Source organism: Planomonospora corallina, assembly GCF_042650625.1.
GTDB lineage: Bacteria > Actinomycetota > Actinomycetes > Streptosporangiales > Streptosporangiaceae > Planomonospora_B > Planomonospora_B corallina.
Window position 1 is genome coordinate 174095 of the sequence record NZ_JBHSBM010000023.1, and the last position, 22678, is coordinate 196772.

A 22678-nucleotide genomic window follows, 5' to 3' on the forward strand; every position below is an offset into this window, starting at 1 on the left:
TCACCCGCCGGCCACCCCACCGTGGCCCGCTGCGCTGCGGCCTACTGCGGCTGCCGTGGCCTGCCGTGGCCGCCCGTGCCCGGTCACGCCCTGCCGCCCCTGTCGCGGTCCACGGCGATCCACCGCGCCGGACACGCCCTGTCAGTCTCGCAACTCCAGCAGGGCACGCCGAACCAGCGCAATAACAATACGGGCGCATAAGCGACCGATGAAGCCGATCATCGGAAACCGCCCGGGACCATCCGTTCGCCATCCCAGCCCTTGGAGCATCGGGCCATCGAGCCGGAGAACGGGGCCGGACTCACCGGCCGGTCTCGGCGGCCGGGTCCGGCTCTCCGGGCTCCACCAGGTAGGCGTAGGGGCACTCGTGCGGGCCGGCCGCGCTGCAACCACCGCAGGGACGCGACTGGTCGAGCACGCACTTCGGGTCGGACTGCATGCCGCCTCCCTGGTCCGCGGTCACCGTCACCATCCCATCGACCGGACCCGGTGTCGATCATCCCTATCGCGGTGTCGGACATGTCACAGTCAACGCGTCACCCGATCCGCCGCCAGAACCTCCGGCGTACCGACAGCAGTGCTTCAGGATGACCCATCTCTCACACCCCCAACGATCAGGGTGTTGCGACGACCCCTTGAGCCTAAGGCCCGTCCGGACGCACACTTCCCGGAAAACGACCCTGGGCTTCACGCGTCGATCTTCCGGCACACCCGGTCCACGGACAGCGACCGTCCACCGCCGCGACGATCAGCCCTGGCCGTCGAACTCGCCGCTCTTCACACCGGCGAGGAAAGCCCTCCACTCCGCAGGCGTGAAGACCAGAACAGGCCCACTCCGGTCCTTGCTGTCGCGCACACCGACCCGCCCTCCGGACAACGAAGCGACTTCGACGCAACTGCCGCCGTTCCCCCCGCTGTAGCTGCTCTTATGCCAGACGGCATCGGACAGGTCCTCACCGGACACGGGATCCCCTTTCCCGGCACTCAGAAGCCTTCTCTGGCAAGCTTCGCGATCAAGTCAACCGAATCGCGCGGGCTGAGTGCCGAAGCGCGCAGATGGTCATATGTCAGCGTATACACCTGGACCTCTTCAGACTTCTCCAGATACAGGCTTCCGGTCATGTACTCCAGGTAGACGACCTCCCCGCCCCCTTCGGCGAAGGACAGAACGGCGAAGGAACCGAGCATCGCCGCATGCGCTCCGGCCTCGTAAGGCAGGACCTGGATGGTCACGTTGGGGTTCGCCGAGAGGTTCACCAGGTGCCGCAGTTGCCGTTCCATGACATGGGCACCGCCGACGCGACGCCTCAGAGCCGCCTCGTTCATGATCGCCCACAGGTGCATGGGATCTTCGGACCGCGTGATGACGTCCTGCCGTGCCATGCGGAGCCCCACATGGCGGTCTATCTCATCGGCCGAGTCCAGCACTCTTGCCGCCTGGTAGACGGCCCGAGCGTAGTCCTCGGTCTGCAGGAGCCCGTGAACGAGTTCGGGCTCGTAATTGCGGAGCGATGACGCCTCCGCCTCCAGGCCCACGTACACCTGGAACCACTGCGGGATGACATCGCTGTACGCATGCCACCAGCCACGCTCCCTCGCCTGTCTGGCCAGTTGGATGAGCGCTTCGTACTCGGCCCCCTCACGGAGTCCGTAGAGCTGGAGCATTGCGCGGACGTCGTTGACGGAGATCCGGAGCGTTCCGCCCTCCACCTTGGTCATCCGTGAGGTCGACCAGTCCAGGTGCTCCGCCACCTCTTCCTGCTTGAGACCGGCGGCGATCCGCAGTTGCCGCAGCTCTCGGAGCAAGCGTCGGTGGCGGACGGTCGGCGAGAAGTTGGCCATGGGTCTTCCTCCTGACCTGCCTACGTGATCACGCATCGTAATGAATCTTTGACCGTTCGCACCAAACCACTTGCACATTCAGTTTTGCATGTGCAAATTTTGCATGTGACTTCCTCGGAAGGATACGCCGCCTCGGCAGGCAGCACCGCCGGTTCCATACATGAGGAAGCATCCGGCACGGAGAGGACCACGGCCGAGAACACACGGCTTCAGCCCTGACGGAAAAGCGGGTGATCAGATGAAGACGCATGACCTCCGTATGTGGAGCGGTCAGTTGGTGGAGCTGGCCTGGGAGTTGAACGAGCTGGGGTTCGACTCCGTGGTCCGGCTCCCGCCCGGTGGGCGGCCGAGTGTGGAGATCTTCCTCCCGGCCGGCCGGTCCCGGACCGCGACCGCACCCCGAGACCACGTCTCGGTCTTCACCTGGGAGCGGGGCCGCCCCCGGAAGGTCCGCACCCGGCGGAGCCCCACCCCGCAGGACCGGGACCTTGACCTGGACCGGGACCGGGACCTGAACCGGGACCGGGACCGGCGGAACCGTGATCAGTGGAGCCGTGATCAGCAGGGCAGCGCTCCGCACGGCCGTACCCCGCGGGGCGCCGCCCTGCGGGACGGCGGCGCGATGCGGGCGGCGGCGGAGCGGATCCTGGAGGCCGCGCGATGAACGGACCGCGACTGCTCGGCCAGACCGGCCTCCCCGGCGAACTCGCCGCCGTGCCCCGGGCGAGACGCTACGTCCGCGACCTGCTGGACCCCCTCGGCCACACCCGCACCGACGACGCCCTGCTCCTCGTCACCGAGCTGGTCGCGAACTCCGTACGGCACTCCGACTCCGGCCGCGTCCCCGGCGGCCGGGTGAACCTGGCCGTCATCACCTGGGCTGGAACGCTCCACGTCGACGTGATCGACGCGGGCTCCGACGAGAGCGCACCCCGCCTCCGTACGGACGCCTGCGCCGAGAGCTGCGGCGGGCGCGGCCTCCGGCTGGTCCACGAGCTGGCCACCGCCTGGGGCTGGTACGGCGTCCCGGCCGGACGGGTGGTCTGGTTCCAGCTCGCCGGGACCTGAGCGATGCGCAGATCACTCCTGGCGGGTCACCACGGCCCGGAACCAGTCCAGGCAGCTCTGCACCACGTCCCAGACGGCGTCGACGGCGAGCAGCGCCACCGGGAACGACGGATACAGGTCCAGCTTCGCCAGCGGGATCTCCACCCCGGGCGCATCGTTGACCTTGTCCCGCAGTTCCTCCCGCAGGGCGATGTCGTCGAAGGGACGCCGCTTCTTGAGCGTCCCGAAGGGGATCTCCACCTTCCCGGGATAGGCGGAGTAGACCCGGATCGGCGTCAGCACCTCGCTGCCCCGCTTGATGACGGGGGCGCAGGAGGCTCCGTTCGCGCCGTACTGGATCGTGCCCTCCCCGGCGCGCCAGTGGTCCAGCAGCCGCTGCACCGCCCCCGAGACCTGCGGCCCCGTGGCCTCGCCGAGCTGCTCGAAGAAGCGCCGCTGCGCGTCCTCGATCTGCCGGTGCTCGCCCGGGACCATCTCCAGCTCGCGCAGGCTGTCGGCGCCGGGCAGGCCGAGCAGGGTGGCCAGCTCCCTGGCCGTGATGCGCTGCGACTGCACCGCCCGGCCGAGCTCGTCGATCTCCACACCGTCCGCCTGGAGCACCTCCAGCATCTGCTGTCGGAGCCGGCTCCGCGAGACCGCGATCCCGCCCGAGGGCGGCTCCCCGTCCAGGGTCAGCACCCGGTGGCTGTTGAGCACCCTCTCCTTCTCCAGGTAGACCCGGACCGGGACGGTGTGCGAGCCGGTCAGCTCCGCGAGGTCGCCGTAGGAGGTCCAGGTCGCCGGGGGGAGCGCGGCGAGCGCCTGGACGAGCTGGGTCCAGTCGCGCGAGGGCGCGGCGCCCCGGTCCGCGGTGAGCGGTCCCGGCCAGATCGTGATCGCCCGGTCGGCGAGCTCCTGCGCCCGGGCGAGGATCTGCGCCTTCCCCCAGCGGTCCTCGGCGGCGATCCGGTGGTTCATCGCGATCCCGCTGTGCTGGAGGAACTCCTTCTTCTCCTTGAAGGGGATGTTGCCCAGCTCGGAGTTGTAGCCGCTCAGGGTGAGGTTGCCCAGGGTGTGGACCAGCTCGCTGTGCAGGAGCTTCGGGTTCTCGCTCTCGGTGCCCAGCTCCCGCAGCCACTCCTCCGTGAGCGTCTGCGGCAGCACGTGCTCGATGGTGATGTGCTTGCCGGTCAGGTCGGCCCGCTCCTTGAACGGGTGGCTCTCCTCCAGCCGGCACAGGATGAGCTTCTGCTGCGCCCGGGTGCCCTGCCAGTAGAAGGACTTCTCCGCGATGTCCCGGCGGAACTCCTCGTCCGAGGACCAGTAGAGCCGGGCCGGGGAGAGCTCGGCCCGGACCGCCTCGTCCACCGGCCGGTCGGCGGTCAGCCGCCCGGTGAGCCGCTGGAAGACGCGGTTGAGGTTGGCGCTGGTCACCCGGCCGACGAGCCGCCGGACGACGAAGCTCTCGATGTACAGCAGCGCCCGCGCGACCTCCTCGTCGGTCGCGTCCCCCTGCTCCCGCATCTCCAGCAGGCGCATGATCACCGGGTAGGCGGTCGTCGCCTTGAAGTCGCTGAGGAACGCGATCCGCGCGCCGATCTCGGTGCCCGTGTCGGGGCGGAGGATCTGGTCGAGCCGGCGGGCCCGCCGGGCCAGCTCGCGGACGTACTCCTCGATCTTCTGCTCGTCCTGCCCCATCCCGGCCAGCAGTTCCTGGTGGCCCCGGTAGACGTCGTTGTACTGGGCCTCGTCCCCGCGGGCCAGGACCAGGACGAGGTACATCAACTGGTCGAGCCCCTTGGCGTCCAGCAGCCGCTGGATCGGCAGCCAGTAGCGCTCGTAGACCTCCCCGCCCCGCGTGGGCAGGCACATGAAGATGTAGTTGCGGATCAGGTCCACCTGGCTGAGCCGCATGCCGGTGTTGTTGATCGACTCGAAGATCCGGAAGACGTTGTCCTCCTTCTCCACGGTGATCTGGACGAGGTCGAGCCGGCTGAGGATGACCCGCTCGATGCGCTGGATGTCGTGGGGGTCGGCGGGGTCGTCGATCTCCACCAGCTTCCGGCGGAAGAACTGGTAGGCGGCGCCGACCCGCCCGCTGACCCGTTCGTCGCCCGCCCCGTCGACGCAGGCCGTGAACGCCTGGCGGTCCACCTGGGTCGGCAGGAGCTTGTAGCGCCGCTCCCCGTCCTCGTAGCGGTTGATCAGGTACAGGTCGTTGACGCGGTCGCGGTGGCCGGGGTCCTCGGCGACCTGGTGGTCCCGGAGCGCGCACAGGGCGAGCAGGAGCGTGGTCAGGCGCTGCTGCCCGTCCACGACGATCCACTGGGAGTTGGTCGGCGTCAGGTCGGGCGCCGGGGCCAGGACCACCGAACCAAGGAAGTGCCCCGCGCCCGCCGAGGCCGGGGCCACGTCGGCCTGCAGGGTGATGTCCGTCCAGAGGCGCTGCAACTGGTCGCTCTCCCAGGCGTAGGAACGCTGGTAGAGCGGGACCATGAGCTGTATCTCGCCCTTGATCAGGTCGCGGAGCGTGGTCTGGACGGCTTTCACGCGGAGCCCTCCTCGGAGAACGCAGAGCGCACGGGGATTTCGATGATCTTCCCATGGCCGCCGGGACACGCGCTGGAGTTTCCGCGCAATACGAGCGTTCTCCGCCCTCCCCGGTCCTTTTTCCACCGGCCGCACAGACCACCGTCCCTCACGGACCGGCGACCGGCGATATCGCGGAAATGGTCAATTACCACTTGCAGCGGGCGAATTCGCCGGGAGGGAGCGGATCTCCTCCTCCACGGTGTCGATGAGGGCCTGGGCCGCCCGGCGGAGCCGTACGCGGCGGGCGCTCAGGTCCTCGGCGAAGCGTCTGGCCACCGGGCCGACCCAGACGGACCTGCCGGTGAACTGCCCGTGAGCCGGGTCGAGCGCCGCCTCCAGGATCGCCACCCGCGTCTTGAGCTCCGCCAGGGTCTGCTCCAGGAGCCTGCGCCGCGCCTCGGGCGCCGCCCCCTCCACGAGCTGGCTCACGACCATTCCTCCGTCCGCACGGGGACATCCGACCCGTCTATTGGACAGTATGAGATCTACGGGAAATCCGACCACCCGGAGGGCTTCATGGCACGTCTCGCACGGCAGGGCGCTCTGATTTTCACAGCAACCTTATTCGCCATTTCCGGCTGCGCCGAAAAAGAACCCACCGCCGCCGAGGCCGGAGAGACGCTGAAACGCCACATCACCGAACTGATGAAGAGAAGCCAGGCATTGAACGTCGAGGTCACCGATCCGGGGGGACGGGACGTTCCCTGCGGCGAAGACAGGGCCAAGCGGACCTATGCAGCTGTCGGCCAGGACGCCGAACCACACTCTGACGCGAATGGGCTCAACGGGCTCCTGGTCGGCGCCCTCTCCTCGGTCGCCTCCTACCAGATCACCGAAGACCCGGGAAACGCCCCTATCAAGCTCGCCAGCGAGATGCACCGAACGAAGCTCATCTTCGAGTCGACAGAGGACGGGCAACTCAAAGTCCGTGGCGAGACCGAGTGCCTCCCCAGCTCCTAACCTGGCAGGACCCGGCCCTGTGCATGTCTCTGATGCCACGGCCTACCTGTCGAAGGCGAGGGCGCGCTCCCTACCTCGTCCGTTTCCACCTTCGAACCAGTCCGCCATGCGACCGGACAGACTACCGACGGAGAGCCTGTCTGAACCTCCCATGCCGTTGGCGTCGGCCCACTTCTCGAAGGCCGTGAGCCCCTTGTTGCCCTGTTCGAGGAGGTCGGGGAAGGGCCGGAGGTTGCCTTCCCCGTCGGCGACGGCCACCCCCGGCGGGCAGGCGGCCTGGTACTCCCCCGGCGTCACCTTCGGCGTGAACCCGGCGTCCATGAGTGCCTGAGCGAACATGTGCTGGCGGCCGAGCGTCGTATCCCCGTCGGCCTTGCCCAGCTTGTCCGTCCGCTTCCCGTCCTCCGGCCCGAACGCGTCCTTGCCGGAGAAGCCCGTGCTCAACGCCAGCCAGGCCAACTGTCCCGCTGCCTTCTCGAAGCCCAGACCGCCCACGCCGAGCCCCAGGTCGAGCGCGAAGCCCTGGAGCTTCTTGGCCTGCTCGTCGAGCGCGTCCAGCTCACCTCGGACCTTCTCCGCTGCGGCCACCTCGAACCCGCGGACGTTGCCCAGGGCGATGAGGGCCTGCTCCAGAGACCCGGTCTCCCGAGACTGCTTGGTCGTTCCCAGGTTCTCGGCGATCAGCTTCTGCGAGAAGCGGCCGATCCCCTCCTCGAAGGGGGTGAGATTCTCGTCCGTGTCGGCGAAGGTCTTCAGGAACGTGTAGGTGTCCTGCGGGTTCAGGGTGAAGGCCGACCTCAAGCCCAGGGCCGAGGTCGTCGGCTTGAGCGCGCTGGGCTCGGTCATGTTGCCGTCGCCGATGTTCGCGCCCTCGGTGATCTCGGTGACGTACGCCCCGGCGATCTCCGACAGGTGGACGCGCGCCTTCTCCGGCACCTTGAGGTCGCCGAAGGCCGTCATCACCGTGAAGGCGAACGCCGCCGCCTCCCCGCTGTGCGCGCCGTCCTGCTCGTCGTACGCCCCCGCCGCCGCGGCGAGCATGCGGCCGAAGGCGTCGGCCCTGGCGTCCTCGAAGGGCCCGTTGAGCACCTGGCCGTTGAACGCCTTCAGGTACTCCGCGAGCTTCTTCTGGTCCTTGGTGAACGACCCCGTCACCTTCCCGATCGCCAGCCGGGCCGCCGCCGGGTTGTTGCCCAGCGCGTACATCAGCCCGGCGGGGACCTTGCGCGGGTCCGCCATCCCCCACGCCGAGGCCAGGCCCGCCAGCCACTCCGCGGGGAACTCCCCCGCCGTCAGCAGCAGTTCCGCGCCGAGCCGCTTCTCGGAGGGCCCGGCCGCGCCGGCGTCCCGTACCGCGTCCCTGACCTTGGCGAAGCCCGGGACGTGCGCCCCGGCCGTGACCGCGCTGCCGAACGCCTGGCTCACCGTGCGCAGCAGCGTCTCGTCCGGGTCGGCCGGGGCGTGGGTTCCCGCCTGCCGCTTGGTGTGCACGCCCTCCCGCAGCAGTACGGGGAGCCCCAGCGTGCCCTGCACGCCGAGCGCGGCGAAGAAGGCGGCGGTGAACTCGGCGTCGTGCTTGTTCTTCTCCAGGTCCTCGACGACCCGGGCGTACCGGTCGGAGTCCGCGGGGCCGTTCCAGAGGCCGGCCGGGCCGAGCTCCGCGAGGCGCTTCCCCAGCTCCGTGCCCTGCTTCCTGGAGTCCGCCGGGGAGCGGTAGGCGCCCTCGTCGAAGGCGACCAGCGGAGAGCGGACACCCCAGGTCGGCAGCGCGTTCGTCGCGCGGGCGATCTCCTGGCGGCGCCGGAGCCCCGGCAGCTCACCGTCGATCCAGCCCGCGATCTCCGCGATCGGCCGGAGTCCCGAGGCCGGAACCTGCGCCGCCGCGAGCAACTGCCGGATCCGCTCGGACTGCTCACCGATCACGTCCCGGCCCCGCTCCAGCGCCGAGACGAACTCCAGCATCAGTCCCGGATCGATCCCCGCGAACTCCGGCGACGACGCCCCAGCGCCCTCCGGTTTCGATGGTTCCGATGGCTTCGGTTCCATGATCCCCCTTGACCGCGTTCCCGACGTTCCCGGCCGCTCCGCCGTACCGGCCGATCACCGCCATCAAACCCCGAAATCACCGAACTCGCGCCCCCAACCGGTGGCCCACTCCGGACCGCGCCCTCTTCCCTCTCCTGGAAACTCGCGGACCCGCCCGGTCCCACCAGGATCATGATGGCCTGAACTCTGGCCGGAATATCGGCCATTCCCATATCATGGCCTCATGGAGATCATCCCGATCAGCGAGGCGAAGGACCGGCTCACCGAGTTGGCCGACCGGGCCGCCCGCGAGCACGACCACTTCACCCTGACCCGGAACGGGCGGCCCCACGCCATGATCGTTTCCGTGGCCGAGTGGGAGTCCCTGCAGGAGACCCTGGAGATCCTCGCCGACCCCGGGATGCGTGCCGACCTGGTCGAGTCCATGGCGGCCGAGACCCGGGGCGACGTGACCACGGAGGAGGAGATGTCCGCCGTCATGGCCGCCCGTCTCGGCAGGGCCGGCGCGTGAGCGAGCGGACCGCGGGCACAGCGGCTTCGCCCGTTTGACCGGCGGAGGAGGCACTATGAGCGACCGATATGCGATCCTCCTCGCCCCTCCGGCCCGACGCGCCCTCACCACGGACCTGCCCGAGAGCGTGGCCGCCGCCGCCTGGGAGCTCATCACGGGAGCCATCTCCCGGGAGCCGTGGCGTGTGGGCAAGCCTCTTCAGGAACCGTACGACGGCCTGCACGTCGCCCGGCGCGGAACCTACCGCGTGGTCTACCGGATCGACGAGGACAAGCGCACCGTGACGGTCCAGACCATCAAGCACCGCCGGGACGCCTACCACGCGTGACCGTTCCCGGGTCGGGACAGCCCTGGGGACCGCGGCACCATACGCTGTCGCTCCGACCCGGACGGCCCTCTACGAAGCCGCCAGGTGGCGGTGGGCGTCGACCCAGTTCGTGGAGACCTTCAGCGCGTCGAGGGTGCCGGGGGCGGGCCGGTCGTCGATGTACGGCGCGCCGCCCCGCTCGACCGGCAGCAGCAGCCACCGGGCCGCGGGCCGGGCGGTCGCCTTGTCCGCCAGGCGCTCCAGCACGCCCAGCCGGTCGTAGCGGGCCAGCGGCGCCGCCTCGACGATCAGCAGCGGCGCCGGATCGGCGACCAGGCGCTCCTCCAGGCCGGCCGCGGCGAGCGCGACGAGCCTGCGCAGGTTCGCGGCGTCCTGCGGGGCCGCGTCGGGGCGGTCGGAGTGGAGCACCAGCGACCAGTCGACGTTGAAGCTGTCGGCGGTCGAGCGCATCGCGGTGACCAGCTCGGCGGTCAGGTCGAGCACCTCGGCGCCGAAGCGGGCGCTCAGCGCGGCGATCGCGTCGGCGTAGAAGCGGTAGTCCACGCTGAGCGTGAGGAACCCCCGCTCGCGGGCGGCGAGCGTCATGCGCCGCTCGAAATCGGCGAACTCCCTGCCGCCCGCGCTCCCGCTGAGGCTCGTCAGGCCCCGGCTCCGGGAGGAGGGCAGGATGCCGCCCTGCACCTTGCGCGGCTCGTAGGCCCCCTTCGTGAAGACCAGCGGGACCCCGGCCTGCTTCAGCAGCTCGTTGAGCCTGCCCGGCTCCCGGCCCGGAGGGTCGTCCGGGAACGGCCCGACCCTCGGGTAGCGGGCGCGCACCCGCTCCTTGAGCTGCTCGGGGTTCATTCCGTGGCGGACCACGCCCAGCGAAGAGGCCATCTGCTCCAGGGCCCGGCGCGGGTCCAGCCCGTCGGGGTAGACCTCCCCCCGGCCGTTGGCCGCGGCGGTCCGCGAGGCGGCGGCGGCCAGCGGCGCCAGCCGTTCGGCGGGCAGCTCCGGGCATCCCTCCGGTCTCCGCACGGCGCGCAGCCCGGCCTCGGTGTGCGCGGCACCGGGCAGCGGGCTCTCGGCGGCGAGCTGGTCGGCGGCCTTGCCGAGCCGTACGGCGTAGTCGAGCAGGTCCGTGCCGGGCACCGCGTCGGGGTCGGTGGGCTTCTCCAGCGCGACGATCACCGAACGGTGCGAGCGCCGCTGCAGGAGCCTGGCCTCCCCTCCGCGCTCCGCCTCGACCTCGACGGCGGCGCGGACCAGGCCCAGCGCGCCGCGCAACCACCGCTCCCCGACCGCACCGGGGCTGCGGGAGGCGAGCAGCGCCTCGGCGATGCCGGTGGCGTCCGTCACCCCTCCGGCCCCCTCGACGATCTCGACGATCTCGTCGCGGACCTGGGTGAGAACCCTCTTCGACCGCCAGCCTCTGCGCGCGGTGGGGATGATCTGGCCGACCCTGCCCGGGGTGACCCCGGCGGCCCGCGCCAGCTCGGCGTTGCCCGGCCAGTCGGACGTGCCGTGCTCCAGCCCCAGGTAGAGCCGGAGCACCCGCTCCTCCGTGGAGTCCTTCCGGACGCTCTTCGGCACCAGGGCGGCGAGGACCGAGCCGATCCCGCGGTCGGACCCCTCCTTCAGGTCCGCCGGGTCCGGGGCGTCGGCGAGCGGCTGGAGCCGGGCGCGCCACTGCTTGGCCCGGCGCCTGATCTCCCGCTTGGTGGGATCGGCCACGCCGGACAGGCGGGAGAGCTCGAACGGCGAGCGGGCCAGCAGGTCGCGGACGGTGCGCACGTCGATGCGGTGCAGGGCGTCGACCGCCCGCGGAGTGAGACCGGCCGAGGCGATCGCCGTGTCGAGGCCCGCCCTGCCCGCGGCCTGGTCGAGCTCCTCCCCCGTCACCGGGTTGACGCTGGCCGGGGTGGCCGCCGCGGGCGGGATGGCGTCGCAGACCGCCTGCCAGGCGAGCCTCATGGACTCGATCGAGTCGTGGCGGGCCTTGACGTCCCGGGAGAGCGCGCAGCGGAGGAACGCGACGAGCGCGTCGCGGGCGGGACCGGGCTCGAAGTCGTCCGGGTCGATCGCGACGTCGCCGCCGATCACCGCGGGGTGGCTGCGGCTGCCACCGGCACCGTAGGACGGGGTCTTGCCCGTGGCCATCTCGTGCAGCGTGACGGCCGCCGCGTAGCGCTCGGCCGCCGCGTCGTAGCGGGGCCGGTGCACCGGGTCGAAGAACGGATCGAGGTACGGCGGGGTGCCCACCCCGGTCTGCTCCAGCGGCGCCCGCGAGAGCGAGAAGTCGAAGAGCGTCAGGTGCACCTCGCGGCTCTTGCCCTGCTCGCGGAAGGCGAGGTTGTCGGGCTTGATGTCGCGGTGGTTGATCCCGGCGAGGTCCAGCGCGGCGAGGATCTCCAGCAGGTCCTTGCCCCAGCGGGTGAGGAAGTCGAGGGAGAGCCGCCCCTCGCGGCGGATCACCGAGGCCAGGCTCTCCCTTCCGGCGTCCTCCAGGAGCAGGGCCGTACGGCCGCCGACGGTCAGCGGGCCCTCGAGAGCGCGGGCGATGCGCGGGTCACGGGCGAGTTTGAGCACCTCGGCCTCGTCCAGCAACCGCCGGCGCGCGCCTCCCTCGTCCAGGGCCACCTTCAGTACGGCCTGGCCGTGCTGGGGGTCCTTGACGAGCAGGGCCAGCGCGGTGGAGCCCTGGCCGAGCCGCTGGACGACCTCGAACCGGCCGGGCTGCTCCCGGGTGCCGACGACCGAGCCGGGTGTCGCGTCCAGCGGATCGACCTGCTGCGCGATCTCCTCCCGCAGCACGATCTCCTGGACCAGCGCCTCGAGCTCCTGTGTGAACTTCTCCGCCGACTCGGTACGGAGGTCGACGTCACCGGCCGTGGCGTTCCGCACCAGATCGATCATCGCCTGCGGGGCGCCGTCCAGCTCGACGCCGACGTCGAGGCCGCGCTCGCGGGTGAGCCGCTGCTGGAGCTCTTCACCCGTGACCGCGGGGGCGCTGCCAGTGAAGATCAGGAAGGAGACGGCGCCGAGTCCGAAGACGTCGGCCAGGACCGGGTCGGCGTCGGGGGCGTGGAACGTCTCCGGCGCGATGTACCCGTGGGCGGCCCGGTCGGTCAGTGCCTCCAGGGTGCGGGTGCCCGCGGCGTAGCTGCCGTGTCCGGGCGAGCCCGGCACCGGGCGTCCGGCGGTGTGCCAGTCGCGGACCCGCACGCCGTACCGGCCCTGCGCGAGGGTGCGGACGAAGACGGACAGCGGGCTGAGCCTGCGGTGGACCAGCCGCCGCGAGTGGGCGTAGCGCAGCGTGTTGGCCAGCGTGCGGACCAGGTCGATCCGCGCGTCCAGAGAGAGCTCACCGGCTTTCTGCCGCAGGAAGTGGTCCAGGCGCACCTCGCTCGCATCGTGGTCGAAGACGACGGCGAGGCCGCGCTCGTGCTCGTAGAACTCGATGGCGCGGGCGATGCCCGGGTGGTTGACGTTCTCCAGAGTGACGAACTCACGCTTGGCGGCCCGCAGGATCGCGGCGCGCTCCTCCTGGGAGACGCTCTGATCGACCAGGTGGAAGCGGACCCGCCGGACGCCGTCGAGCAGCGGGTGGCGGGCCAGGTGGTCCTGCCAGCCGGGGCCCTCGGCCAGCGGACTGTCCGCCAGTTCCAGGTTGCCGACCTTTCGGCCGCGGACGCTCGGCCGGACGCCCGCCCGCTGGATCAGCCGGGCCAGCTCGACCGAGCGCCTGCGGTCGACGGCGTTGCGCGGGTTCCTCGGTGTGGCGGCCAGCTCGTCCCTGATCAGCTCGGCCAGGCCGTCCGGGCCCTGGCCGTCGATCCGGTAGACGCCGTGCCTGCCCCGCTCCGTGAACCTGACCTCGGCGGACGGCTGGTGCAGGACCACGCCCGCGTGCACGAACGGCAGGTCCCTGCCGCCGGCGTCCTCGAGCAGCTGCTTGAAGTGCTTGGCCTTGGTGTCGGCGAGGATGCGGGGATGGTCCTCGGTCGTGCCGTTGTGGAACCAGGTCTGATGGTCACCGGTGATCCGGCCGGACCAGTGCTTGAGCTCCAGAAGATAGATGCCGCCCTTGCCGATGACCAGGAGGTCGACCTCGTACTGGCGTCCGCTGCGGGTGGTGAAACTGAAGTTGCTCCACGCCCGGTAGGGGTCCTCGTCCGGCAGCAGGGCTCTGATAGCGGCGAGGCCGCCCCGCTCGTGGGCGTGCGCGGAGGGCGTGACCTCCATCCAGCGCTTGCTTCCGGCCTCCACACGCCCCTCCGTTCCTCGGCGCAGAGTCTAGCCCGGAAGGCACTTCCCTTCTCGTCGTCACGGCCGTCCCTCCCCCGCCCCTCCCGCGGTCACGGCCCGGTCCGCTTCCGGTGGACGACGACGTCGTCGCCGCGCCCCGGATACGCCATGACCAGCAGCCGCTGCGCGCCGTACTTCTCGCCCTCCCACGGGAGCCAGGCGTAGTGCACCCGGATCCGGTAGTCGCCGCTCCTGCCCCGCAGGGCGAGGTCCGGGTACTCGGGACCGCTCATCGGATCGCCGAGTTCGATCAACCCGCCCGGGCTCCGGTAGCCGACCTCGACCACGTGCTGCCAGCCCCTGGTCTCCACGGGCGGGCGGCGGGTGTAGGTCTCCAGCGTGAGGCAGGTCGGCGCGTCGGAGTGGATCCGCACCATCAGGTGGCCGGGAAGCGCGGCCGCCAGCCCGTTCTTCTGCGCGAGGTCGAGCAGGCCGTCCTCGAAGGGGTCGCTCTCCTCGGTCTCCTCGTACGCCTCCAGGACGCCGTAGTCGATCCACACCGGTTCCTCGACCCGCGTCGCCGTGGCCGGCCTGATCCGGGGGCGGTGGCGGGGCGCCTCGTCGCACATGCGCTGTTCCTCCTCGTCCCACTCCCGCATCTCGCGCTCCTCCTGCGCGGTCTCCGCCCGGACGACCGCGTCGGCGGCCGGGCAGACGTCGTCGATGAGGTAGGTGAGCTGGTGCACGTCGAGGCCGCTCACCGCGCGGACGCGGGCGGTCTCCGCGTCCGGTAGGGCTCCGGCTCCGGTCCGTGCCTTCCTCCGCGCGGCTCCCGGGTACGACCCGGCGAGATCGTGGGCGGACCGGGCCAGCCAGACGGGGTTGAGGAGCTGGAAGACGATCATGAGGCCGGTGAGCGCCTCGGAACCGAAGACCTCCAGCGAGAGGCTGAGGCTCAGGACCAGCGGCATGACGGCGAGCGGCACCACCAGGTCCAGGGCCCCGGCCCAGACGGTGGTCCTGCCCCACCGGCCGTCCCGGGCCTGCGCCACCAGGACCAGCGCCGTCCACAGCGACCAGAGCATCCCGTCCAGCAGCGCGGACGAGAGAAGTTCTCCGGCGGCCTGGAGGCCGAGGGCCTCGCACACCTGCGCACCGGCCGAGGCCGTCATGGTGAGCGTCCCGGCCGCGAGCGCGGTGAAGCGCAGCATCCGGGACGCTCCGGTCAGCACCCGGTGGAAGAGCAGCACGATGGCCAGCTTCAGCAGGCACCAGAGGATGTTCGCCCACCAGGGCACCGAGAAGTCGATGATCCGGTAGACGAGCAGGGCGAGGACCAGGTCCGTGTAGAGCGCCCAGCGCAGCGCGCGGACGGCCCCTCTCCGCCGGACGCGGTTACCGGCCACCGGTCCGCGGAGGATCTGCCAGAATGCCCAGCCCTGCGCCGCTCCGGCCAGGACCAGCACGAGCAGGGGCCAGCCCGCCGGGCTCTCCCCGTCGTCCGACCCCGCTTCGAAGGACAGCAACTCGAAGAGGAATCCGCCCTTCCCCGTCGCCGCGACGACGCCGGCGGCCACGACCGCGGCGGTGTAACCGCCGGCGACCAGCGCGGCGGGCCGGCCGAAGCGGTACCGCCGACCGAAGCGGTACCGGCGGCCGAGAGAAGGGAGGCGCACGCGTGTCCCCTGAGAACAAGGAGGATCAACCGAACAAAGCGCCCAACTTTAACGGGCACGCCATCCCGAGTCGATCATTCATCGCTATCACTCTCCGTATTCGTTGCTACTCAGCGTGAATACTCGGCGTGGCGCGGCGCTGAGATGGGAAGCCTCCTTGCGGGTCATGGAGGTGCGTATTGAAGGTGGTGGGACTGCTGGGTCAGGTCGCATTCCCGGGAGAGTTGGCTTCGGTTCCCAGGGCGCGGAGATACGTCCGCGACCTGCTGGACACCGCCGGGCACAGACAGGCGGACGACGCCCTGCTGCTCGTCAGCGAACTGGTCGCCAACTCCGTCCGCCACTCCGACTCGGGCCGCCACCCCGGCGGCCGGGTGACCGTGGCCGTCGCCAAGCATGACGCGACCATCCGCATCGACGTCATCGACGCCGGATCTCCGGAACGGAGCCCCTCCCTGCGCGCGGGCACCGACCCCGGCAGCTGCACGGGCCGCGGTCTCTGGCTGGTCGACGAGCTGGCCTCCGAATGGGGCTGGCACGACACCCCGGCCGGGCGCGTGGTCTGGTTCCAGCTCGCCGGGAGCTGACCGCTCCGCCGCTCCCGGCTCGCCGGGAGCCGGTCGCCCGGCCGCCCGGTCGCGGAAGGGGGTCCTCCCCTCGGACCCCCTGTGGCACAATCCGCCCGTGGAGATCACCGAGCACATCGCCGCGCTGCACGACACCGGAGTACGGCTGGCCGCCGCGGCGGCCGAGGCCGGGCCGGACGCCCCGGTGCCGACCTGCCCCGGCTGGTCGGTCCGGGACCTGCTCGGCCACCTGGGCGGGGTGCACCGCTGGGCGGCGGCGCACGTCGCCCGCGCCAGGACGGAGCCGTTCACCGGCGAGGAGACGGCCGGGTTCTTCGCCGCCCCGGACGGCGACGGGCTCCTCGACTGGTTCCGTGAGGGCCACGCCGCGCTGGTCGGGACCCTGAAGGGGGCCGACCCGGACGTGGAGTGCTGGACCTTCCTGCGGGCGCCCTCCCCACTGGCGTTCTGGGCCCGCCGCCAGGCGCACGAGACGGCGATCCACCTGGCCGACGCCGCGGCCGCCGCCGGGGACGGGCCGCCGCGTTTCACACCCGCCTTCGCCGCCGACGGCGTCGACGAGCTCTTCGGCGGGTTCCTCCCCCGGCGCCGCGGCCGGCTGGTCGCCGACCCGCCGGTCAGCCTGGCCGTGCGGGCCACCGACCACCCGACCGCCTGGACGATCCGGGTGGAGCCGGAGCGGCGGGCCGTCACGCCGGGCGCGCAGGAGGCCGACTGCGTGGTCTCCGGCCCGGCCGCGGAGCTGTACCTCCTGCTGTGGAACCGCGCCGGCGCCGACGGGCTCGACGTGCGGGGCGACCGGGACGTGCTCACGCTCTGGCGTGAGCGGGCGTCGATCACCTGGTCCTGAGGAGCCGACGCCCTGAAGAGCCGCCCTCCCGAAGAACCGACCCCCTGAGGAATCGACCTCCCCAGGAACCGACGCTCCGGGGAACCGACCTCCCGAGGAGCCGGCCCGCGCCTCGCGGCGGCCGGGAGAAGGAAGGTCGGCCCGGCCATGAAACTGTACCGGTCAGCCGGTATAGTTTCGGCTATGCCACGACCGAGTTCGAAGGACCGCCTGCTCGACGCCGCGGCCGAGGTGCTTCTCACCGACGGCGCGGAGTCGCTGACCCTGGAGGCGGTGGCCCGCCGCGCGGGTGTCTCCAAGGGCGGGCTGTTCTACCACTTCCCCACCAAGCAGGCCCTGGTCGCCGCCATGATCGAGCGCCTCGTCGGAGCCTTCGACCAGGCGCTGGCCGCCGCCGGTCCGCACCCCGGCGACTTCCTGCGCGCCTATGTCGCCGCGACCGTCCCCGAGCGCCCCGCCGAGGGCCGGGCGCCGGCCGACCGGGTCACCGCGGCGCTGCTCGCCGGCGTGCTCGTCGACCCCGGCGGGCTCGCCCCGCTGCGTGACCGCTACGCCGCCTGGCAGCGCAGGCTCACCGACGACGGGATCGATCCCGCGGTCGCCACCCTGGTCCGCCTGGCCGTCGACGGCTGGTGGGCGGCCCGCCTGCTGGGCCTGGCCGAGCCCGGAGCGGAACTGCACGAGCAGGTCCGCCGCCGCCTTCTGGAGATGATCGACGATGCCGCGCGGTGACGCCCCTGTGGTCACCGCCGGGCACTCCGGCGCCGCTCACTCCTTCCGGGTCACCAAGGCGCTCATGCTGGTGACCGACATCGGCTTCCTGCTCTACTTCTCGATCACCGGGCTGGGCCTCGTCCCGCCCGAGCTGGCTTTCGCCGACCACGCGAACCCGATCATGGTCTCCTGGAACTGGTCGTTCCTCTGGATCGACGTGATCGCCAGCGCGACCGGGCTGGCCAGTCTTCTCCTGCTGCGGAGGAGATCCCCGAACGGCCTGCCGCTGATGCTCGTCTCCCTGGTCCTGACCTCCGCCTCCGGCCTGATGGCGATCGCCTTCTGGACGCTGCGCGGCGACTTCTCCCCGATCTGGTGGGCGCCCAACCTCTATCTGCTGCTCTTCCCGCTCCCCGCCGTGGCCCGGCTGGTCGGCGGCGGTGAGACGGCGAGGCGGTGAGACGGCGAGGCGGTGAGACGGCGAGGCGGTGAGACGGGCCGGGACGTCGAAGGCGTACCGGAGGCCGCGCCGGGGGCACGCCCTCCGGTGGGTCACCCGGGCAGCGCGGCGGCCGGGACCGCGGCCCGGAGCGGCGGGGCCGGGGCCGGGGCCGGGGTCTCGTGCCGGTGGCGGGCGGAGGCCCCCGACGCCCGGTGGCCCGTCCCGCGCGGCGCGGGGGCGCCGCCGAGGAGGAACCAGACGACCTTCCCTCCGGAGTCAGGCCAGGACACGCCCCACTCGTCGGCGAGGGCGTCCACGATCTGCAGACCCCTGCCGCCCGTCGCCTCCGTGCCGGCCTCGCACACCCGGGGCGTGCCCGCGCCCGGGTCGAAGAGCTCGCCGTACACGTACGCGCCGTTGCCGCCGAGGCGGAGCGCGCACGCCGCGCCCCCGTGGCGGACGGCGTTGGTGACCAGCTCGCTCACGATGAGCACGCAGTCGTCTATCAGGTCGCCGGCGCCCCAGCCGGCGAGCTCGCGGCGGACCAGGCAGCGGGCCTCGCGCACGCTCGTGGGCGCCGCGGCCAGGAGGCCTTCGACGGTGTGCACGGTGTCTGACGCGACGAGTGAGCCGTTCTGGGGGGACACTGGCTTCTCCTCAGCTGTGGGAGCGCTCCCACAGCAAATGTAGAACATCCACCCCGGGCATGTGAACCGATCGAGACGCTCTTATTTCAGGAATGTGTCGATACATCACCTCAGCTGCGGGAGGACCTTGGCGCCGAAGGCGTCGATGAACGCCGACTGCTCCTGCCCGACGTGGTGCAGGTAGATCTCCTCGAAGCCCAGTTCCGCGTACTCGTGCAGCCGGGCGGCGTGCCACCCCAGGTCGTCGGAGACGTTGACCACCTCGGCCACCTGGGACGGGGACACCTTCTCCGAGACCACGTCGAACAGCTCGGCCGTCTCGACGTCCCAGCAGACCGGCGGCCGGAAGACGTTGCTCCGCCACTGGTCGTGGGCGATCGCCTCGGCCTGCTCCCGGCTCTCCGCCCAGCTCAGGTGGACCTGCAGGGCCAGCTTCCCCCGGCCGCCCGCCTCCCGGTAGGCCGCGGCGATCTCGCGCAGCGTCCCGACCGGCGCGTTCACGGTGATCAGTCCGTCGGCCCACTCCGCGCACCAGCGGGCGGTCGGCACGCTCACCGCCGCCCCGAACAGCGCCGGCGGAGTCTCGGGCCGGCTCCACAGCCGGGCCCGGTCCACGGTCACCAGGCCGTCGTGGCTCACCTCCTCCCCCGCGAGCAGCGCCCGGATGACGTCGACGCACTCGCGCAGCCGTGCCGTACGGACCTCCTTGCGCGGCCAGCGCTCACCGGTGATGTGCTCGTTGCTCGCCTCCCCGGTGCCCAGCGCGGCCCAGAAGCGGCCGGGGAACATCGCGCCCAGGGTGCCGATCGCCTGGGCGATGATCGCGGGATGGTAGCGCTGCCCGGGGGCGTTGACCACGCCGAACGGCAGGCCGGTGGCCTGCAGGGCGGCCCCCAGCCAGGACCAGGCGAAGCCGGAGTGGCCCTGCCGCTCACTCCAGGGGGAGAAGTGGTCGGACGACATCGCGGCCGCGAAGCCCGCCTGCTCGGCCCGGACCACCGCCTTCAGCAGCTCGGCCGGGTGGACCTGCTCGTGGGATGAGTGGAAACCGTAGATCGCCATGGCCCCCGGCTACCCAGAAGACGGCACTCCAGACGGTCCGCCGGGCCACCGATCCACCACCGCGGACCGGAGGCGGGGGCCCGGTGGACCCGGGCGGGGATCCGGCGACCCCCCTGTGGGCAGGCGGGCGGAGACGGGGCGGTCCCACGAGCAGGAGCAGAGACCCGGCGGCCCCGTGGACAGGCGGACGGAGACCGGGTGGCCCTCCCCGGCGGGCGGCGGTGGGGTCAGGCCCTCCGGCTCTCTCCCGCGAGGGCGTCCGCGGGCGTGTCCGCCGGGGCGTCCACCGCGCGCGGGCCGATCACCGCCACCGGGCAGGCGGCGTGGTGCAGGACGCCGTGGCTCACCGAGCCCAGGAAGAGCCCGGCGAGCGCGCCGCGCCCGTGCGAGCCCATGACGACCAGGTCCGCCGCCTCCGAGGCGTCGATGAGCGCCTGCACCGGATGGCCCGTCACCAGTTCGCGGACCACGTCGAGCCCCGGGTGGAGCTCTCCGGCCGAGCGCACCGCCTCGTCGAGGGTGCGCTCCCAGGTGCCCTCGATCTCGGCGAGGTCGAAGAAGGGCGGGACGAGGGTCGACTCCGCCACGGGCAGGCTCCACGCCAGGATCACCCTCAGCCGCGCGCCCCGCAGCGCCGCCTCCTCCGCGGCGAACCGGAGCGCCTCGGCCGCGGCGGGCGACCCGTCCACGCCGGCGACGATCTCCCGGAACTCCCGGTCCGGCTCCACCCCGCCGCGGATCACCGCCACCGGGCAGGGCGACTGGGAGACGACCTTCAGCGCGACCGAGCCGAGCAGCAGGCTGGAGATCCGGCCCGTCCCGCGCGAGGCCACCACGAGCAGGTCGTCGCGGCCGGCCTCCTCGGCCAGCGCACGGGCGGGGTCGCCGAAGGCCATGGCGTCGGCGGCCTGCACCGCCGGCGCGTGCTCACGCGCGTGGGCGACGGCCTGGTCGACGATCTGCCGGCCGTTGTTCCACATCCACCGCCGCACCTCCTCGATCTCGCCCTCCGCGCGGGAGTGCAGCCACTCGTGTACGGCGTGCACCACCTTCAGGGGGAGATGGCGGCGATCCGCCTCGCGCGCCGCCCACTCCACCGCCCGGAGACTGTCGGCCGACCCGTCCACCCCCACCACCACATGTTCCATGGCGGTGCCCATACCCAGCGGGAGCCGGGCGCTCACAGCGCTTCGCACGCCCGGAACACCCCGCACGCCCGGCACCCCTCGCACGGCCTCGGCCGGTCCTCACGACTCCCGGCCACCGCCACAGGTCCGGGCCCGCCCTCGTGGATCCCGCCGGTCCCGGCCGGGCCGTACCGGCCGCCCGGAGTCGCCATCGATCGCAGGTAAGGCTAACCTCATCTCCTAGTGATTAGGCGAGCCTTACCTTAGGAGCAATCATGTCCGTGTCGAGAAGGGGCTTTCTCGCGGCGGCCGGCGGTCTCGGCACTCTCATGGTCCTGGCGGCCTGCGGCCAGGAGGAGGCGCCGGCCACCGCCGCCTCCACGCAGGCGTCCGCCGCCCCCGCCGGTCCCTGGACGTTCACCGACGACCGCGGCAAGAAGATCGAGCTGCCCGAGCGGCCGGCCCGGATCGTCGCCCAGGTCGGTTCCGCCGCCGCGCTCTGGGACTTCGGCGTCCGGCCCGTCGCGGTCTTCGGCCCGCACAAGCTGAAGGACGGCAGCAGGGACCCGCAGGTCGGCAACGTCGACATCACCGAGGTCGCCGGGCTCGGCAACGTCTGGGACGAGTTCAACGTCGAGCAGTACATCGCGCTCCAGCCCGAGCTCCTGGTCAGCAGCATGTACGTCAAGGGCACGCTCTGGTACGTGCCGGAGAAGTCGAAGGACACGATCGAGCAGGTCGCGCCCACCGCCGGCATCATGCTGACCGGGCAGAGCGCGGGCCAGGTCATCGGGCGCTACGCCGAACTGGCCCGGTCGCTGGGCGCCGACCTCGGCGCCCCCGACATCGCCGCGGCCAAGGCCCGCTTCGAGGCGGCCACCGAGGAGCTGAAGAAGATCGCCGCGAGCGGCCTGAAGATCCTCATGATGTCCGGCGGCGCCGACACCATGTGGGTGGTCAACCCGCCGGAGTACCCGGACATCATGCACCTGACCGAGGCCGGCCTGGACGTCGTCAAGCCCGGCAAGGTCGACGACGGCGGTTTCTTCCAGAGCCTGAGCTGGGAGAACGCCGACACCTACGAGGCCGACGTGATCCTGTACGACGTCCGGACCCAGGCGCTGACCTTCGACGACATGATGAAGAAGCCGACCTTCGCCAAGCTCCCCGCGGTCGAGGCCGGCCAGGCATACCCGTGGCGGGCCGAGGCCCCCTTCAGCTACCAGGGCTACGCCGAGTACATGGAGTCGCTGGTCGCCGACCTGAAGAAGGCCAAGAAGCTGTAGCGGCCCGGCGAGGGCCGGGAGAGCCGCCTCCCACTCGTGAGGCCCCCGGATCCTCTTGATCTGTACCTCGATGTCCCCGGTCAGCCGCCTCGACCGGGGGCATCACCTCAGAAGGAGGATGTCCGGACCGAAGCCGCCATGTGCCCGCGCGTCAAGGGATACCCGGGAGAAGGTCGGAGCCGCGGTCCCGCCACGCATCCGGTCTCCGGAGAAGACCGGGCCTGAACAGGCACCTACGCAGGCCCGGTTCCCGGCGATCCCCGGATGCCCGCAAGGGACAGCACCGCCTGGGCCCTCTCCCGTATCCGGCGCCAGGCTCGGTCGTCACGGAGAGCACGCTCGGTCCACAGATCCTCGTTCTCGAAACCGCTTATCGCATCCAGAAGACCATCGATCTCTATTAGCTCTGCGGCCAGCGCGTCGTCCAGAAGACCCGCCTCCGTGACAACCCAGAGCGTGCTCAAGGCCACCTCGTAGTCCAGAGCCAGCTCATCGACAGGAAGTCCTTCTCCCTTGAGGATCTCGATCTGCTCTTCCGCGGGGAGCGCCAGTCGCGACAGGGCCGTGATGATCCTCGACAGCGCATCACCGGGGTCGGCCGGAGAAGAATCCATGCGTCACTCCCGAATCGCATGGGCCGTTGAACCCGGGGCGGTCGCCGGAGCCGGACCATCAGAAGTATCCACCTTTACGCAGCCTCTTGGTCGACTTACCATCAGCAACCTTCCAATACG

General features: G+C 71.5%; 22 protein-coding genes. 10 read left to right on the forward strand and 12 right to left on the reverse strand.

Translation table 11 applies throughout. From position 1 onward, the window contains the following. Positions 1-301 precede the first annotated feature (301 nt). The 3 genes from ACFOWE_RS20050 to ACFOWE_RS20060 all read right to left on the reverse strand — a co-directional run bounded on the left by ACFOWE_RS20050 (position 302) and on the right by ACFOWE_RS20060 (position 1842). The gene (locus tag ACFOWE_RS20050; protein WP_377290002.1) at positions 302-439 is read right to left on the reverse strand and encodes a hypothetical protein; all 138 of its coding nucleotides are present in this window, start codon (positions 437-439) and stop codon (positions 302-304) included. Positions 440-748: 309 nt separating this feature from the next. After that, entirely contained in the window at positions 749-964 is a 216-nt protein-coding gene (locus tag ACFOWE_RS20055; protein WP_377290004.1) for a DUF397 domain-containing protein, read from the reverse strand. A 20-nt stretch (positions 965-984) separates the two neighbouring features. After that, complete coding sequence (locus tag ACFOWE_RS20060; protein WP_377290006.1) at positions 985-1842, reverse strand: helix-turn-helix domain-containing protein; 858 nt, start codon at positions 1840-1842, stop codon at positions 985-987. A gap of 238 nt (positions 1843-2080) precedes the next feature. On the opposite strand from ACFOWE_RS20060, the gene ACFOWE_RS20065 reads away from it, so the two are divergent. Further along, a complete protein-coding gene (locus tag ACFOWE_RS20065) occupies positions 2081-2506 on the forward strand; it encodes a hypothetical protein (RefSeq protein ID WP_377290008.1) in 426 nt (141 codons plus the stop codon). Beyond that, positions 2503-2910, forward strand: coding sequence for an ATP-binding protein (locus tag ACFOWE_RS20070; protein ID WP_377290010.1), 408 nt, complete (start codon positions 2503-2505; stop codon positions 2908-2910). Before ACFOWE_RS20065 ends, ACFOWE_RS20070 begins: the two co-directional genes overlap by 4 nt. A 12-nt stretch (positions 2911-2922) precedes the next feature. Here the strand turns inward: ACFOWE_RS20070 and ACFOWE_RS20075 are convergent, their stop codons facing one another. Then, positions 2923-5439, reverse strand: coding sequence for a DUF262 domain-containing protein (locus tag ACFOWE_RS20075; protein WP_377290012.1), 2517 nt, complete (start codon positions 5437-5439; stop codon positions 2923-2925). Between the two features lie 183 nt (positions 5440-5622). Continuing rightward, on the reverse strand, positions 5623-5910 hold the full coding sequence (locus ACFOWE_RS20080) for a hypothetical protein (RefSeq protein WP_377290014.1): 288 nt from the start codon (positions 5908-5910) through the stop codon (positions 5623-5625). Positions 5911-5997: 87 nt separating this feature from the next. Here ACFOWE_RS20080 and ACFOWE_RS20085 point away from each other — a divergent pair, with 87 nt between their 5' ends. Continuing rightward, positions 5998-6441 (forward strand): hypothetical protein, encoded by a 444-nt coding sequence (locus ACFOWE_RS20085; RefSeq protein ID WP_377290016.1) that lies wholly within the window; start codon positions 5998-6000, stop codon positions 6439-6441. 42 nt (positions 6442-6483) lie between these two features. Here ACFOWE_RS20085 and ACFOWE_RS20090 read toward each other — a convergent pair whose 3' ends face one another. Then, positions 6484-8403 carry a hypothetical protein gene (locus ACFOWE_RS20090; RefSeq protein ID WP_377290018.1) on the reverse strand — a complete coding sequence of 640 codons (1920 nt, stop codon included), beginning with the start codon at positions 8401-8403 and terminating at the stop codon, positions 6484-6486. 307 nt (positions 8404-8710) lie between these two features. Here ACFOWE_RS20090 and ACFOWE_RS20095 point away from each other — a divergent pair, with 307 nt between their 5' ends. After that, entirely contained in the window at positions 8711-8998 is a 288-nt protein-coding gene (locus ACFOWE_RS20095) for a type II toxin-antitoxin system Phd/YefM family antitoxin (protein ID WP_377290020.1), read from the forward strand. A 55-nt stretch (positions 8999-9053) separates the two neighbouring features. Continuing rightward, a complete protein-coding gene (locus ACFOWE_RS20100; RefSeq protein ID WP_377290022.1) occupies positions 9054-9326 on the forward strand; it encodes a type II toxin-antitoxin system RelE family toxin in 273 nt (90 codons plus the stop codon). A gap of 69 nt (positions 9327-9395) precedes the next feature. On the opposite strand, the gene pglW is transcribed toward ACFOWE_RS20100, so the two are convergent. Next, positions 9396-13574 carry a BREX system serine/threonine kinase PglW gene (pglW, locus tag ACFOWE_RS20105; RefSeq protein ID WP_377290024.1) on the reverse strand — a complete coding sequence of 1393 codons (4179 nt, stop codon included), beginning with the start codon at positions 13572-13574 and terminating at the stop codon, positions 9396-9398. Positions 13575-13663: 89 nt separating this feature from the next. Beyond that, positions 13664-15229: a hypothetical protein gene (locus ACFOWE_RS20110; RefSeq protein WP_377290026.1), complete on the reverse strand. Its 1566-nt coding sequence runs from the start codon at positions 15227-15229 to the stop codon at positions 13664-13666. A gap of 224 nt (positions 15230-15453) precedes the next feature. Between ACFOWE_RS20110 and ACFOWE_RS20115 the strand changes: the two genes are divergently transcribed. From ACFOWE_RS20115 to ACFOWE_RS20130, 4 genes are all read left to right on the forward strand, one after another. Next, on the forward strand, positions 15454-15816 hold the full coding sequence (locus tag ACFOWE_RS20115) for an ATP-binding protein (protein ID WP_377290028.1): 363 nt from the start codon (positions 15454-15456) through the stop codon (positions 15814-15816). A 97-nt stretch (positions 15817-15913) separates the two neighbouring features. Beyond that, positions 15914-16666 (forward strand): maleylpyruvate isomerase family mycothiol-dependent enzyme, encoded by a 753-nt coding sequence (locus ACFOWE_RS20120; RefSeq protein WP_377290030.1) that lies wholly within the window; start codon positions 15914-15916, stop codon positions 16664-16666. A 183-nt stretch (positions 16667-16849) separates the two neighbouring features. Further along, complete coding sequence (locus tag ACFOWE_RS20125; RefSeq protein ID WP_377290032.1) at positions 16850-17398, forward strand: TetR/AcrR family transcriptional regulator; 549 nt, start codon at positions 16850-16852, stop codon at positions 17396-17398. Further along, positions 17385-17840 (forward strand): DUF5360 family protein, encoded by a 456-nt coding sequence (locus tag ACFOWE_RS20130; protein WP_377290034.1) that lies wholly within the window; start codon positions 17385-17387, stop codon positions 17838-17840. Before ACFOWE_RS20125 ends, ACFOWE_RS20130 begins: the two co-directional genes overlap by 14 nt. A 92-nt stretch (positions 17841-17932) precedes the next feature. On the opposite strand, the gene ACFOWE_RS20135 is transcribed toward ACFOWE_RS20130, so the two are convergent. From ACFOWE_RS20135 to ACFOWE_RS20145, 3 genes are all read right to left on the reverse strand, one after another. Next, positions 17933-18469: an ATP-binding protein gene (locus ACFOWE_RS20135; RefSeq protein WP_377290036.1), complete on the reverse strand. Its 537-nt coding sequence runs from the start codon at positions 18467-18469 to the stop codon at positions 17933-17935. Between the two features lie 105 nt (positions 18470-18574). Then, a complete protein-coding gene (locus tag ACFOWE_RS20140; RefSeq protein WP_377290038.1) occupies positions 18575-19531 on the reverse strand; it encodes a TIGR03885 family FMN-dependent LLM class oxidoreductase in 957 nt (318 codons plus the stop codon). A 227-nt stretch (positions 19532-19758) separates the two neighbouring features. Next, positions 19759-20727, reverse strand: coding sequence for a universal stress protein (locus ACFOWE_RS20145; RefSeq protein WP_377290040.1), 969 nt, complete (start codon positions 20725-20727; stop codon positions 19759-19761). 206 nt (positions 20728-20933) lie between these two features. Between ACFOWE_RS20145 and ACFOWE_RS20150 the strand changes: the two genes are divergently transcribed. Further along, positions 20934-21944 (forward strand): ABC transporter substrate-binding protein, encoded by a 1011-nt coding sequence (locus tag ACFOWE_RS20150; RefSeq protein WP_377290042.1) that lies wholly within the window; start codon positions 20934-20936, stop codon positions 21942-21944. Between the two features lie 233 nt (positions 21945-22177). On the opposite strand, the gene ACFOWE_RS20155 is transcribed toward ACFOWE_RS20150, so the two are convergent. Beyond that, positions 22178-22558 (reverse strand): hypothetical protein, encoded by a 381-nt coding sequence (locus ACFOWE_RS20155; protein WP_377290044.1) that lies wholly within the window; start codon positions 22556-22558, stop codon positions 22178-22180. Positions 22559-22678: the final 120 nt, after the last annotated feature.